Annotated in this window: 12 protein-coding genes; 8 read left to right on the plus strand and 4 right to left on the minus strand. The window is 68.3% G+C overall.

All coding sequences use genetic code 11. The features are described 5' to 3' along the window. The first annotated feature begins 82 nt into the window (after positions 1-82). From JRI60_RS02165 to JRI60_RS02185, 5 genes are all read left to right on the plus strand, one after another. Complete coding sequence (locus JRI60_RS02165; RefSeq protein WP_204224138.1) at positions 83-787, plus strand: Coq4 family protein; 705 nt, start codon at positions 83-85, stop codon at positions 785-787. Between the two features lie 11 nt (positions 788-798). Then, positions 799-2,178, plus strand: coding sequence for a cytochrome P450 (locus JRI60_RS02170; RefSeq protein ID WP_204224139.1), 1,380 nt, complete (start codon positions 799-801; stop codon positions 2,176-2,178). A gap of 59 nt (positions 2,179-2,237) precedes the next feature. Beyond that, a complete protein-coding gene (locus tag JRI60_RS02175; protein WP_204224140.1) occupies positions 2,238-3,359 on the plus strand; it encodes an aminotransferase class I/II-fold pyridoxal phosphate-dependent enzyme in 1,122 nt (373 codons plus the stop codon). 112 nt (positions 3,360-3,471) lie between these two features. Next, positions 3,472-4,419, plus strand: a complete 948-nt coding sequence (locus JRI60_RS02180; RefSeq protein WP_204224141.1) for an NYN domain-containing protein — start codon at positions 3,472-3,474, stop codon at positions 4,417-4,419. An 87-nt stretch (positions 4,420-4,506) separates the two neighbouring features. Next, complete coding sequence (locus tag JRI60_RS02185) at positions 4,507-5,505, plus strand: hypothetical protein (protein ID WP_204224142.1); 999 nt, start codon at positions 4,507-4,509, stop codon at positions 5,503-5,505. A 184-nt stretch (positions 5,506-5,689) separates the two neighbouring features. Here JRI60_RS02185 and JRI60_RS02190 read toward each other — a convergent pair whose 3' ends face one another. Further along, positions 5,690-7,729, minus strand: a complete 2,040-nt coding sequence (locus JRI60_RS02190) for a WD40/YVTN/BNR-like repeat-containing protein (RefSeq protein ID WP_204224143.1) — start codon at positions 7,727-7,729, stop codon at positions 5,690-5,692. A gap of 292 nt (positions 7,730-8,021) precedes the next feature. Here JRI60_RS02190 and JRI60_RS02195 point away from each other — a divergent pair, with 292 nt between their 5' ends. After that, on the plus strand, positions 8,022-9,890 hold the full coding sequence (locus JRI60_RS02195; protein WP_239470299.1) for a Hint domain-containing protein: 1,869 nt from the start codon (positions 8,022-8,024) through the stop codon (positions 9,888-9,890). 70 nt (positions 9,891-9,960) lie between these two features. Here the strand turns inward: JRI60_RS02195 and JRI60_RS52900 are convergent, their stop codons facing one another. Together JRI60_RS52900 and JRI60_RS02205 are read right to left on the minus strand one after the other, a co-directional pair. Next, positions 9,961-10,632 (minus strand): imm11 family protein, encoded by a 672-nt coding sequence (locus JRI60_RS52900; protein WP_239470300.1) that lies wholly within the window; start codon positions 10,630-10,632, stop codon positions 9,961-9,963. 31 nt (positions 10,633-10,663) lie between these two features. Continuing rightward, the gene (locus JRI60_RS02205; protein ID WP_204224144.1) at positions 10,664-11,179 is read right to left on the minus strand and encodes a nuclear transport factor 2 family protein; all 516 of its coding nucleotides are present in this window, start codon (positions 11,177-11,179) and stop codon (positions 10,664-10,666) included. 296 nt (positions 11,180-11,475) lie between these two features. On the opposite strand from JRI60_RS02205, the gene JRI60_RS02210 reads away from it, so the two are divergent. Together JRI60_RS02210 and JRI60_RS02215 are read left to right on the plus strand one after the other, a co-directional pair. Continuing rightward, entirely contained in the window at positions 11,476-11,862 is a 387-nt protein-coding gene (locus tag JRI60_RS02210; protein WP_204224145.1) for a hypothetical protein, read from the plus strand. A gap of 392 nt (positions 11,863-12,254) precedes the next feature. Further along, a complete protein-coding gene (locus tag JRI60_RS02215; protein WP_204224146.1) occupies positions 12,255-12,878 on the plus strand; it encodes a hypothetical protein in 624 nt (207 codons plus the stop codon). A gap of 12 nt (positions 12,879-12,890) precedes the next feature. Here JRI60_RS02215 and dusA read toward each other — a convergent pair whose 3' ends face one another. Next, complete coding sequence (gene dusA, locus JRI60_RS02220; RefSeq protein ID WP_204224147.1) at positions 12,891-13,925, minus strand: tRNA dihydrouridine(20/20a) synthase DusA; 1,035 nt, start codon at positions 13,923-13,925, stop codon at positions 12,891-12,893. Positions 13,926-14,005 lie beyond the last annotated feature (80 nt).

The following is a 14,005-nucleotide window of genomic DNA, read 5'->3' on the forward strand; positions in this document are numbered from 1 at the left end:
CGCGAAGTCTAGCCACGGGTGGCGGTTTCTGCCAGTTCCGTGGCATAAACTGCCAGGGGTCACCCACCCACGGAGAACCGAGATGAACTTCAGCTCACCCACCTCCCGCATCGAAGACGGCCTCTTCCTGCCCGAAGGCGCGTCGCTGTTCACACGTCTGCGTGTGGCGGTCCGGGCCCTGAAGGTTCTCGAGAAGCGCCCCGATGACAGCGTCGCGGCGCCGTTGCTCAACGCGAGCCTCGACGGCGACGTCTTCCAGCGGCTCTGCTCGGAGCTGGCGAAGAGCGAGGACGGCCGGGAGCTGCTCGCCTCACGCCCCAGCCTCCAGCGCGGCAACATCGACCTCGCGGCGCTCGGCCGGCTCCCGGAAGGGACGCTCGGGAACGCGTTCGCCCGCTACTTCTCGGACAACGGCATCCAGCCGTTCGAGAGCCCGTACGAGGTCCGCAACGACGTGGACTACCTCATCAAGTGGTACCGGGAGACGCACGACCTTCACCACGTGGTGACCGGCTACAAGACGGACGCGCTCGGCGAGATGGAGCTCCAGGCCTTCGTGGCCGGCAACCTTGGACTGCGCACGAGCGTCCTCATCCTCCTGTTCGCCGCGGTGCTCAAGCCGCATGGCCTCCCTCCTTTCTGGAAGTACCTGCGAAAGGTGCGCGCGGCGTACCGGCGGGGCCAGCGGTCCGAGAAGCTCGTCCGCGTGCGGTACGAGCGCTTCTGGGAGGCGCCGGTCGAGGCGGTGCGCCAGCAGCTCGGGATCCTCCCTTTGACCCAGGCCTGACTTCCACGACCATGAATACGGCACTCTCCATCGACGCGCCCCGTACCCTCAACGAATACGCCCCTTCCACCCTCGAGATGATCAAGGCGATCCGGCGAGAGGGTTTCCTCGGATGGCTGATGAGCGTCTGGCGCCAGCACGGGGACCTGGTCCGCATCCGGATGGGCGCGAAGTCGTTCCTCCTGGTGACCCACCCGGACCACGTGCGCCACGTCAACGTCACGCACCGCGAGAGCTACGACAAGGCCGAGAGCTACGACGTCCTCCGCGAGCTGCTGCTCGGCAATGGCATCGTCACCGCCACCGGGGTGGACTGGCGCCGGCAGCGCAAGCTCATGGCGCCGTTCTTCACCCCTCGCGGCGTGGAGAAGTTCTACCCCATCTTCCTCTCCGACACGCAGCGGCTCATCGAGCACTGGCGGTCCCACCACCAGGGCTCCGGCCGCCCCGTCGAGATGCTCGACGAGATGATGCAGGTCACCGCCGCCGTCATCCTCCACTCGGTCTTCAGCACCGACTCGGGCGAGACCCTGCTGCGCATCAAGAACTCGATCGAGACGATGATCTCCCACATCTCGGGCATGCAGATGCGCCCCGTGCAGGTGCCACAGTGGGTGCCCACCCCCGCGAACCTGCGGTTCCGCCGGGCCCAGAAGCTCGTGACGTCCTACATCCGCGAGCTCATCGCGCGGCGCCGGGCCATCCCCACCGAGCAGTGGCCGGATGACCTGCTGACGAAGCTGATGACGACCCGGGACGAGGAGACGGGGACGCTCATGGCGGAGCAGCTCCTCGTCGACAACGGCCTGACCATGTTCGCCGCCGGGCATGAGACCACGGCGCGGACGCTCTCGTTCTTGTGGTACGCGCTGTCCCAGAACCCGGAGGTGGAGCGGCGGCTGCACGCCGAGCTGGACTCGGTGCTGGGCGAAGCGCCTCCGACGCTCAACGACTTGAGGAAGCTCCCGTACACCCTCCAGGTCGTGAAGGAGGTCCTCCGGCTCTATCCGGCCGCGCCGATGTACGCCCGTGACGCCGTGGCCGAGGACGATCTCGATGGGGTCCGCATCCCGTCCGGCACGAGGATGATCGTCTTCGACTACGCCACCCACCGGCACCCGGCGTTCTGGGACGAGCCGGAGCGCTTCGATCCCGACCGCTGGTTGCCCGAGCGCGAGGCCGCGCGCCATGCTCACGCCTACCACCCCTTCGCTATCGGACCGCGCATCTGCCTGGGCAACAACTTCTCACTGCTCGAGACACACGTGATGACGGCCATGCTCGCACGCCGCTTCAAGCTGCGCCTGAAGCCCGGCCACGTGCCGCGGTTCGACATGTTCGGCACCCTCGGGTCGAGCAACGGCTTGCCGATGCTGATCGAGGCGCGCTGAGCCCCTCCCTCACCGCTCGAGGCTTTGCAATGCCCCTGGGCTCGCGGTAGCGAGGGGGCATGCGCATTCCGGATTTCAAGCTCGAGCGGTACTTCGCTCAATGGGAGTTCAAGGCGCCGTACCTGCTGTGCAGCTCGGACATCGAGGGCTGGCGGATGAGCGAGCTGCTCGCGCTGGCGGACGAGGACGGGCGCGAGCGGTGGGAGCGGCTGACGCTGGGCTACACGGAGACGCAGGGCCTGCCGGTGCTGCGCGAGGAGATAGCTCGGCTGTACCAGGGCGTGTCACCGGAGCAGGTGCTGACCTTCGCGGGAGCGGAGGAGGCCGTCTTCGTGCTGGTGAACGTGCTGCTGGGGCCCGGGGACCACGCGGTGGTGACGTGGCCGGGATACCAGTCGCTGCACGAGGTGGCGAGGGCGACGGGGGCGGAGGTGTCGCCGCTGAGGCTGCGCGAGGAGGACGGCTGGCGGGTGGATCTGGAGGCGGTGAAGCGCGAGCTGCGGCCGAACACGAAGCTGCTGGTGGTGAACTTCCCGCACAACCCGACGGGGGCGCTGCCGGACGCGGCCACGTGGAAGGCCCTGCTCGCGCTGACGGAGGAGCGCGGGGTGTACGTGCTGGCGGACGATGTGTACCGGATGCTCGAGTACGACGCCGGGGACCGGCAGCCCTCGGCGGTGGAGCTGTCGGGCCGGGGCTTGAGCCTGGGCGCGATGTCGAAGTCGTTCGCGCTGGCGGGCTTGCGGGTGGGGTGGCTGGTGGGGCGTGACACGGCGCTGCTGGAGCGGTGCGCGGCGTACAAGGACTACACGAGCATCTGCAACTCGGCGCCCAGCGAGGTGCTGTCCCTGGTGGCCCTGCGGGCGAAGGAGCGGGTGCTGGCGCGCAGCCGGGACATCCTCACGCGCAACCTCTCCGTGCTGGATGACTTCTTCGCCCGGAGGGCGGACACGTTCCGGTGGGTGCGCCCGAGGGCGGGGAGCGTGGCCTTCCCGAAGCTGCTGCGCGACATGCCGGTGGGCGAGTTCTGCCAGCGGCTGGTGGAGAAGGAGGGCGTGCTGCTGCTGCCGGGAGACGTGTATGACTTCCCGGGCAACCACTTCCGGTTGGGGCTGGGCCGCACGAACATGCCCGAGGCCCTCGCGAGACTGGAGCGCTTCTGCGACACGCTGTGGCGCTGAGGCGGGCGCCTCCCCTCTGTCCGACAGCATGAGCCCGCTTCAGGAAGTTGGTGGAGCCGGTGCGTGTTGGGAGTAGGGTTCACCCCGGGTAGTACCTTCCGACGAGACCTTCTTGGACGATAAGACCGACCATCGCATCGCGCTGTTCCTGGACTTCGAGAACCTGGTGACGAACACCGGGTTCTCCGCCGCCAACTTCGACCTGCAGCCCGCCATGGATCGGCTGTTGGAGCGGGGCAAGGTGGTGTTCCGCCGCGCCTACTGCGACTGGTCCCGCTTCAAGGAAGCCAAGGGCAACCTCCACGAGTTCGGCGTCGAGCTCATCGACGTGCCGCCCTCGACACGCTCGGGGAAGAACGGCGCGGACATGCGCCTGGTCATCGACGCGCTGGAATTGTGCTACGCGCGCGAGCACATCGACACCTTCGCCATCGCCTCGGGGGACAGCGACTTCTGCCCGCTCGCGTACAAGCTGCGTGAGAACGGCCGCCAGCTCATCGGGCTCGCGGTGAAGGAGGCCACCAGCCCCCTGTTCGTGAAGGCCTGCGACGAGTTCATCTACCTGCGGCCCCGTACCCGCGCGGAGAAGGACAAGGAGAAGCGCGCCCACGACCAGGACGAGGGCGGGCGAGGCCGCAAGCACGGCAAGGGGCATGGGGCCGGCGAGCGCCAGGGGAAGGAGCAGGCGCACGGCGGCAAGGGCAAGGCCGAGAGTTCGAAGACCGAGGTGCCGGACATCGCGCTGGAGGTGGTGCAGCGCCTGCTGTCGCGAGCCACCGGGCCGGTCAACCCGTCGCTCATCAAGGAGACCATCGTCCGCAAGGAGCCGGACTTCGACGAGCGCGAGCTCGGCTTCTCCACCTTCGCCAAGCTGCTGGCCGCCATGGAGCAGGACGGGTTGCTCAAGCGCGTGCAGCAGGGCCGGCAGTGGTACGTGGTGGGGCCGGACGCGGCGCCACCCGAGCCCCCCCAGGGCCGGGGCCGCAACCGGGGCGCCGCCGCTCCCGCGGAGGAGGAGGACGAGGAGGAGGTCTACCCCGACCCCGTCGACGACTTCTGAGTCGCACCCGGGCCTCGCCGCCTGGGTTTCACTCGGAGTCTCACCCGAGACGTATGATTGACGCTCATCCTCCCACCAGGAGCAGCGATGCCGCGTCAATCATTGCAAGGCCTCACATGGGCCGCCGTGCCCCTGCTGTGCGTGCTGTGCTCGGCCTGTGAGGCCCCCGTCTCGCAGGTGCCCCCGGCGCTGGAGACCGCGCTGGCCGTCAACGCGTCGGCGCTCTCCGTGTCCTCCTCCTACATCGACATCCGGCTGCGCACGGGCAGCGGTGTGTCCATCGGGCGGACCTGCGGCGCGGCGAACGAGGTCTCCCCCACCTGTGCCAGCGGCCAGGCCTCGGACTTCAACCATCATTGGATCTCCCCCTATGACGGGACGTTCACCTTCAGCACGCAGGGGGCTGGCACCAACTTCGACACGGTGCTGCAGGTCACCCGCTGGAGCGACAGCGTGCCGCTCGGGTGCGGGGACGACGCGTCCGGCACACTCCAGTCCTCGGTCACCTTGAACCTGGCCGCCAACCAGGAGCTCCGCATCACCGTGGATGGGAAGGGGTCGGCCTGTGGTCTCTTCCAGCTCGACATCACCGGCGTGCCGTCGACGTGCGGCCCCTGCAACACCCCGCCGAGCCCGTGTCACGAGCGCAATGGCACCTGCTCCGGCTCCACCTGCGTGTACGCGATGAAGCCCACGGGCTCGGCCTGCGATGACGGGAACGCGTGCACCGTGAGCGACACCTGCGGCGGCAGCGGCATCTGCCAGGGCACCCCCATGGCCTGCAACAGCCCTCCGGGGCAGTGCTACGCCTCTCCCGGCACCTGCAACAACGGCACCTGCAAATACGCTCCCAAGCCCGCTGGCAGCTGGTGCGAGGACGGCGACTCCTGCACCAGCTCCGATTCCTGTAGTGGAAGTGGTTGGTGCTACTCGGGCCAGCGCGTCTGCTGTGCCAATGGCGGGTGGCTCTGCAACGGTTTCTGCTGTGGCACGAACGAGTACTGCGACGGTCTCTCCTGCCGCGCCAACTGCGACGACACGTCCGGCCCCGTCATGCTCCGGCCCATGTGCCCCGTCATGTATTGAGCCGGGGACATGGCTGGTGGCCACCGGGTCCAGGTCAGCTGGAACAGGTTCTTTCAGGGGTGCTCTCGCCGCGAAGGACGGGGCACCTTCCGGGCGCGTTTCGGACGAACTGGTCTGACAGTCGGACCAGTTGCTCCCGAGCGCGCCCGGGACCTCCCTCCTTGAAGGACCTGCCCCACCTGTCCTAGCGGGCGTGGTGCAGGAGCTGGCCAGTGCCGCCCACGGCCCACGTGCCGGTGCGGGTGCCCCAGACGCCCACCAGCGTGTGGGCCGTGCCACTGCCCTGGCGCCGCCAGCGGGTGCCGTCGTAGTGGAGCAGGATGCCGCCCTCGCCTACCGCCCAGACATCGTCGCGGCCGCTGCCCCAGATGTCCTCGAGCTTCAGGCCCGCGGCGCTGGTGGTGTCCACCTCGAAGGTCGACCCGTTGTAGTGCACCAGCACGCCCTGGTCTCCCACCGCCCAGATGTCATCCGCGTTACTGCCCCAGATGGCACGCAGGGTGTGAGACGTGACCGAGGCGCCCGCGGGCGTCCATTCCGCGCCGTTGTAGAACTCGAGGTTTCCCGCGTCTCCGACAGCCCAGTAGTACTCGGGTGTCAGACCCCAGACGTCATGGAGGGTGAAGTCCCCCGCGCCGGCATCCACCCACTCCTTGCCGGTCCACAGGGCGCGCCTTCCTGCCTTGCCCACGAGCCAGATGTCCGAGGCTCCCGTCCCATGGATTCCCTGGGGCTCCAGCCCCGTCGGCAGCGCATGGCCGTTCCACTGCTTGCCATCCCATCGCCAGGCCTTGGCGCCAATGGCCCAGACGTCCTCGGGTCCCGCGGCCCAGGCGAGGTGCACCAGCTCCGGAGGCGGCGGGGCCTCCTTCCACGCCTCACCATCCCAGGCGAGTGCGGCGCCCGTGGAACCCCTGGCGCCGAACACCCAGACATGGTCCGCGTCCGTCCCGGTGATGGCACTCCAGCTCACCCCCGGAGCCAGGTTCCGCTCGAACAGGCTCCACCCGCGCGCATCGCGGTGCAGCATGGCGCCGCTGCTGGCGAACACCCAGACGTCGTGGGGCCCGGTGCCGCGTACCGCGAGCAGATCGGCCTGGGTCCCGGAGTCGACTCGGGACAGCGCCTGTCCGTTCCAGTGCAGGAGCGTGCCCGCGTTGCCCACCAACCACACGTCATCCGGGCCGCTCCCCCACACGCCGTTGAGGCGGACCGCGCGCGGCGAGGGCACGGCCACCCAGCCCGAGGCGACCGTCCAACGGGCGATGGCTCCCGTGGTGGCCACCGCCCAGCCCGCGGTGCCGCCCGGCGCCATCCACAGCGCGGAGTAGCGCTCGCCCGGCGAAGCGAGGCTCGGGAGGGAGGCCGCGCCCTTCCAGCCCGTGCCATCCCACCGGGCGGAGCCATTGCCACCGGCGAGGGCCCAGATCTCCGTCGAGGACTGGCCCCAGAGCGCGGAGAGATTCCAGCCCGAGGCGTTGTCCACGGCATTCCAGCCGGCGGCCGTCAGGCGCCAGACGCGCCCGTCCGTGGCCCCGGTGGTGGTGGGCGTCTGCGTCATCCACCCGTCCGTGGGGGAGAGGATGGCGAGGCCGGCGCGGGCCGTGGTGGGCGCGAGGGGCACGATGCTCCAGTTCTTGCCATCCCAATGCGTCATGTCCCCGGTGGCGCCGCCCGCCCAGATGTCCGAGGGGCCGGAGCCGGACAGGACGCTCAGGTCCTGGGAGAGGCCGGTGTGCAGCGCCATCCAACGTGAGCCATCCCAATGCAGCGCGTGGCCTCCGGCGCCGCCCGCCCAGAAGTCGTTGGCGGCCGAGCCCCAGGTGGACTTCACGGGCTCACCGTAGGGCGTGGGGTTGGCCCAGCACCACTCATCCGTGCTGCACACGGTGCCAGGGTTCAAGAGCACTCCGGCGTCCGAGCCGGCGTCGTGTCCCGAGCTTCCGGCATCGGAGCCCGCATCGTGTCCCGAGCTTCCGGCATCGGAGCCCGCGTCGTGTCCCGAGCTTCCGGCATCGGAGCCCGCGTCGCGTGGCGGCTCACCGCCCGCGTCGTTTCCCGAGCCTCCGGCGTCCAGGGGAGTGCTCGCGTCGGGCTCTCCCTCGTCTCCGCCGGAGGGGCACGCCACGAGCATCAACGAGGAGAAGAGCAGCGCTCCGCGGACAAGAAACAGGCAACGCGCGTGCAACGATTTGAAGAGGGCTGCGCGGGATTGATTGGGCATACGTCCCCCCGTGTTTCGTGTGAAGAATTACGGCGTGGCTGAAGTCAGGCAGAGACTCGCGGTGAAGAGAACTGTGTACTGGAGTCTCGCGGTTCTCACCAGGAGTTCGTGAAATACAGCCAAGTGGAATTTCGACACTCTCACGGCTCGGAGAACGCCTGACGCATTCCGGAAAACCTCGTTTCCTCATCGTTTCAAGAAACACGATTGCAATTCTAAAAAACTCATTTACAGTCACACCCCGCGTGCAGTCAGCCCGCACGTACGGTGTGACAACAAAGCAGGGGGAAAAATGCAGACCAGGACTCAGTCGAAGTGGAAGCAGGCGGCTCGGCTCGTGCCGCTCTCGGGCCTGATGTTGATGACGGCTGGTTGGACCAACCCGCTGTACGCGCCCGTCGGAGATGCCGAGCAGTCGGAGCGGCTGGTGCGCAAGTTCGACGAGGCCACCCGGCAGCCGGATGTCTATCAAATCGACCTGGATCTGTCGGATGACCAGGACTGGGCCTTCCTGCGCAGCCGGCTGAAGTCGGCGGGCAAGTCCGCGGAGAACTCCCCGGAGCTCTTCAGGCGCCTGGATTACATGCGCGAGCGCGCCCTGACCCGCAAGGACACCGCGGGCCTCGCCGCGACCGAGACCTGGTGCAATCACTTCCTCAAGTACAGCCAGCCCCCCGTCACGGCCAATGGCTTCACCACCTTCTTCCCGGTGGTGGAGGTGGCGTGCAAGGACGGCGCCGAGTACGTCTACGCCGACCTCGTCAACTACGACGTGAATGACGCGGAGACCGACACGCGGCAGCTCTCGTCGGCCTCGGGTGAGGACTACAGCGGCGGTCTGAACTTCAACTCCGTCTCCGCTCCGGCCACGGTGGCCACCGGCAAGGGCCGCGGGCTGCGCATGGAGTCGATGGTGATGGCCCTGGGCGCCACCCTGGACCAGACCTCCTATATCGTGGAGCGCGCGGCGGCCATCGACTCCCAGCCCTCGCTGACCCTGACCCACCCCCGCAAGGTGCTCGTGGGCGCCGCCCGGGCGGAGATCATCGCGTGCCAGCTGCGCGGCGGCGCGGATTGTGATTACGCGGTGGCGGGCTACTCGTCCGGCAGGCTGGTGCCCTATCCGTCCGCCCCGACGGGCGTGGCGGCCTCGCTGCCCACCTCTCCGGGCGTCCTGAACACGGCCGACTACTGGACCTTCAGCTCGCCCTACAACTACCAGAACCTCTACGTGCCCATCCGGGGCACCCTGAGCGGTGGTGCCAGCGGCGGCTTCAAGTGCGTCATCACCAGCGTCGACCGCGCGCGCATCCAGCTCATCGCCGCGGTGACGGGCCGCACCTGCCTCAACGAGACGCAGTTCCTCGGCTCCATCACCACGGGCGGCCTGACGAGCAACATCAACGTGCTGACGAACATGAACCGGCTGTTCAACCAGGCGGGTGCTGGCACCAGCCCGGCGAGCTGCGCCGCGGAGACGATCGTCAACGAGCTGACCCGCTACAGCATCCTGATTTCCGGCACGGTGAGCTGCAACTCGGTGACCAAGCGGTTCTTCATCCCCTACCCGACCCCGGCCACGGGCGGCGCCACCAACATCTACTTCTGGAACAGCTGCATGGCCGAGGGCACCAGCGTGAAGCTGGCCGACGGCCGCGTGGTGCCGGTGGAGGAGGTGAAGCAGGGTGACAAGGTCGTCGCCGATGCCAAGGGCTCGGTGCTGACGGTCACCGACGTGGCGCGCGGCAATGAGATCAAGCCGCTCTTCCGCCTGCGTGACGACGCCGGCCACGACGTGACGCTCACCGAGATGCACCCGGTCATCAAGTCCAACGGCGAGGTGGTGGCCACCAAGAACCTGAAGGTGAAGGACCAGGTGAAGACGGACAAGGGCGTGGCCACGCTGACGTCCATCACCCAGGTCGCCGCGGACCAGCAGCGGGTGTACAACCTGCGGCTGGGCACGGATCAGGAGCTGCTCGCGGTGGGCAAGAACGGCCGCACGCTGTTCGCCGGTGGCTTCCTGGTGGGTGACCTGAGCATGCAGGACGAGCTGCAGATGCCCAAGCAGGAGCAGCCGGTCGCCGTGCTGGAGCGTCTGCCCAAGGCCTGGCACAAGGACTACCAGAACCGCGTCAACGCCTCCAAGAAGGCCAGGTAGTCGCTGAGGCCCGCGAGGGTCCTGTCACCGTGTAGACCCGGGAGGAGGAGGCCATGGCCTCTTCCTCCCGCTACTTTGCGTCCTGGGGAGTTAGCGGATCCCAGACGTACTGCTCGGTGGGCGTCAGCCGCATGTTTGTGAATTCGTGCCGCGCCACGAAGCGCTCGAAGCGCTCGGAGACCACGAGGGAGCCATACAGGCCCCGGGGGCGGAAGATGTCTTCTCCCTGCCAGCTACAGGGCTCCAGGGAGAAGCCATGGATGGCCTCCTTGTGCATGTAGCGGCACTCCTCGCACGTGGGGGGCTCGTCGTAGCGGATGCGGCTGCGCGCCAGATCCACCGCCGCGCGGCCGAAGCAGGCCGTGACGGCCAGGTAGCGCGGGATGAGGGTGGGCTTGGGACCGCGCCGCTTGCGGTGCACCCGCACCACCTCCACCGGGTGGAAGCCATCGAGTCCTGTCAGTCCCTCGGCTCGGAACGCCTGGGCGAGCCGTTCGGAGACGAGGAGGTCATGCCCGCTGACCTTGATGAAGTCTCCGAGTTCCTCGCCGTGCAGCACCAGCCCGGCCCGGTGGGGAGGGAGCCACGGCCGCATCCCGATGGCGCCGTTGCACCGTGGGCAGCGGGCCGCCTCTCCGTGGTTGACGGGCTCAAACTCGTCCACCTCGACATCGTAGCGCGACCCGAGGAGGCCCTTTTCCAGGACGAAGAAGCGAGGGGTGGTCGGTGACTCAGAACCCATGGGGAAACTTCGCGCGCAGAGCCTGGAGGAGCTACCTGCCCTTGGGCTGTGCGCGCTGCTTCTCGTGGGACTCGATGCGCTTCTTGAACTCCTCCATCAGGTCGTTCGGGATGGGAATCGAGAGGTTGTACTGCGCGAGCTTCCACGTGCCCCCGTCCTTCATGAGCACGCCCGAGCCTCGCGCCGGTCCCATGTTGGGTGTCGAGAGCGCCTCGTCGAACCAGGCCACCGCCCCGTCCTTCGAGAAGCTCACGTGGCGTGACACCGTCGTGAAGCTCCACGCCTTGCCTCGCGCGAAGAAGGGTCTGGCCCACGCGCGGAACTCGTCCCGCGTCCAGCGCTCGGTCGCATCCGTTCCCAGGAAGACCGCGTCCGGCGTGAAGTGGCTGAAGTAGCGCGCTTCGTCCGCTTGCGCGGCCGCCTTGTGCCAGTCGTCCAGCACCGCGTTCACCGCGGTCGTGGGGTCGGTGCGAGTCCCCGCGTCCGGTGTTCCAGCATCGGGCGCGGCGGTGAGCAGGGTGAGGCAGAGCAGGGCGGTGGTGGACATGACGCCATGTGCGCGCGAGGGGCCGCTCGGGTCAAGGACTACGGCCGCGGGGCGCTCCCGGGTGAATAGGGCCCTGGAGTGAGCCGTCTACACCGGCCGTGTTCTCCAGGAGCCCGCACATCATGAAGGTTCTTCACGTGCTTCTCGCCGGGGTGTTGTTGATGGGGTCTGGCTGTATCTCCGTGTCACATCCGCGTCACGGACACCGGCCTCCGCGTCCGACGCGTCCGCCTCCGCCTCCTCCCTCTCATCCGCCAGAGCCGCCTCCTCCGGCACCGCATCCTCCTCCGGGCTCCATGAACTTCAGCGTCCCGCCGGATCGCGTTCCTCCCAAGGGTCTGTGCCGCATCTGGTACCGCGGGCTCCCGCCCGACCGGCAGCCCGCGTCCATGACCTGCGCTCGCGCCCACCAGACGGCTCGCGCTCATGGCGGTCTGGTGATCATCGCCACCTCTCCCCGCTCGTTCCAGACTGGCGAGGTCGCCGCGACCGATTACGGGCCGGTCGACTTCAGCGGTGTTCCTCCCGATCGTCTGCCTCCTCCCGGCCTCTGCCGCGTCTGGTTGGACGGCGTTCCCCCCGACCGGCAGCCTCCTCCCATGTCCTGTCCGGAGGCTTCCGCGTATCAGCGCCACTCCGGCGGACGGGTGCTCTTCATGCCCGCTTCGGACGTCTCACCGTAGGGCTCGTTCCTCGGGTTCTCGATCAGGGGGACGGATACCCTCACCCCGTCCCTCTCCCAGAGGGAGAGGGGAGGTGACTCGATCGGGTGACGGATGGTCCTCCGCGTGTCGTCGCGGCTTTCATGGGGACTCCTCTCGGCTCGGAGTCGCTGACCATGGTGCTGGCAGATCATCCGCGCCCGGCCCTCGGGAGGCTCCATCGCCTATGGCTCGAAGGCCATTCGTGAATGGACGGCCTTCCTCGACGCCAACCAGCGCACCCGGTTGCAGCCAGCGACCCGCCCCGCACCGTGGCCGTGGCTCCTCTTCACCCACGGTGAGAGTGGGTTCAAGCCTCATGCCGCGATGCGCTATACCGGCTCCTCCACGCTTCAACCCAAGAGGGGGACCTCGTGTCGACCGCCATTCAGCAGCGCCCGCGCAGTGATCTGGCCCCTGGCCGCTTCGGCCAGAGCCGCTACATGATCCGCAGGAAGTTCTTCAAGCTCTTCGGCGGCGCCTTCCACATCTACGACGACGCGGGCAACGTGGTCTTCTACTCGAAGATGAAGGCCTTCAAGCTGAAGGAGGACCTGCGCGTCTTCACCGGCGAGGACATGCAGGAGGAGGTCTTCAGCATCAAGGCCCGCAACATCCTCGACATCAGCGCCACCTACGACATCACCGAGTCGGCCACGGGCCAGAAGCTGGGCGCGCTGCGCCGCAAGGGCCTCAAGTCCATCCTGCGCGACGAGTGGCTCATCCTCGACGTGAACGACCAGGAGGTGGGGATGATCCAGGAGGACAGCATGCTGCTGGCGCTGGTTCGGCGCTTCCTGTCCAACCTGGTGCCGCAGACCTTCCAGGCCACGGTGGGCGGCGCGCCGGTCTTCACCTTCCGTCAGCGCTTCAACCCCTTCATCCAGAAGATCGACCTGGACTACTCCATGGACACGGGCGGGAAGCTGGACCGCCGCCTGGGTATCGCCGCGGCGGTGCTCCTGTGCGCCATCGAGGGCCGTCAGCAGGGCGGGTGAGCCCCGCGCGGTTCACGCCGCGGCGGACACGGGGACCGGTGGCTCGTCGAGCACGTGCGCCGGTACCTGGGCGAGGGCGTCCCGGAGGACCTCCATCCCCGCTCCGGCCCGGCACGCGCGCTCGCTCAGCACCCGCCGCCAGCCTCGCGCGCCCTGCTGTCCCGCGAAGAGCCCCAGGATGTGACGCGTGACGCGCGACAGGTGCACGTCGCGCGACAGCAGCCCCTCGACGTAGGGCATCAGCGCCTCCACCACCTGGCGCCGGGTGGGCGCGGGGGCCTCCTCGCCGAACACCCGCGAGTCCGCGAGCGCCAGCATGTAGGGGTTCTGGTACGCCTCGCGGCCGATCATCACGCCGTCAGCCCACTCCAGGTGCGCGCGCGTCTCCGCCAGCGACTTCACGCCGCCGTTGAGCACGATCGTCAGGTGGGGGAAGTCCGTCTTGAGCTGCCGCACCACGTCGTAGCGCAGCGGGGGAACCTCGCGGTTCTCCTTGGGGCTGAGGCCCTGGAGGAACGCCTTGCGCGCGTGCACGATGAAGGTGTCACAGCCCGCTGCGTGCACCGTGCGCACGAAGTGGGTGAGGAGCTCGTACGAGTCCAGGTCGTCGATGCCGAGGCGGTGCTTGACCGTGACGGGGAGGCGGGTGGCGCCGCGCATCGCCTCGACACAGCGGGCCACGAGGTCCGGTTTCGCCATGAGGCACGCGCCGAACATGCCGTTCTGCACCCGGTCCGAGGGGCAGCCGACGTTCAGGTTCACCTCGTCGTAGCCCCACTGCTCCGCGATGCGGGCGCACTCGGCGAGCTGCTCCGGCTCACTGCCTCCGAGCTGCAGGGCGAGCGGATGCTCCTCCGGGGAGTAGTCGAGGTGCCGCGCCTTGTCGCCATGGAGGATGGCGCCGGTGGTGACCATCTCGGTGTAGAGCCGCGTGCGCTTGGAGATGAGGCGCAGGTAGTAGCGGTCGTGGCGATCCGTCCAGTCCATCATCGGAGCGACGGAGAGGCGGTGGCTCGGCACGGGGGTGGGGCGGGGGCTCGAAGTCATCAATGGTTTCCCTACGGACTGCCCTGTCTACGGGCGGCCAGAGGATAACGTTCCCGAGGCCGCACGGCAGGTCCTCCGCG

This window comes from Archangium violaceum (genome assembly GCF_016887565.1).
In the GTDB taxonomy this organism is placed as follows: domain Bacteria; phylum Myxococcota; class Myxococcia; order Myxococcales; family Myxococcaceae; genus Archangium; species Archangium violaceum_B.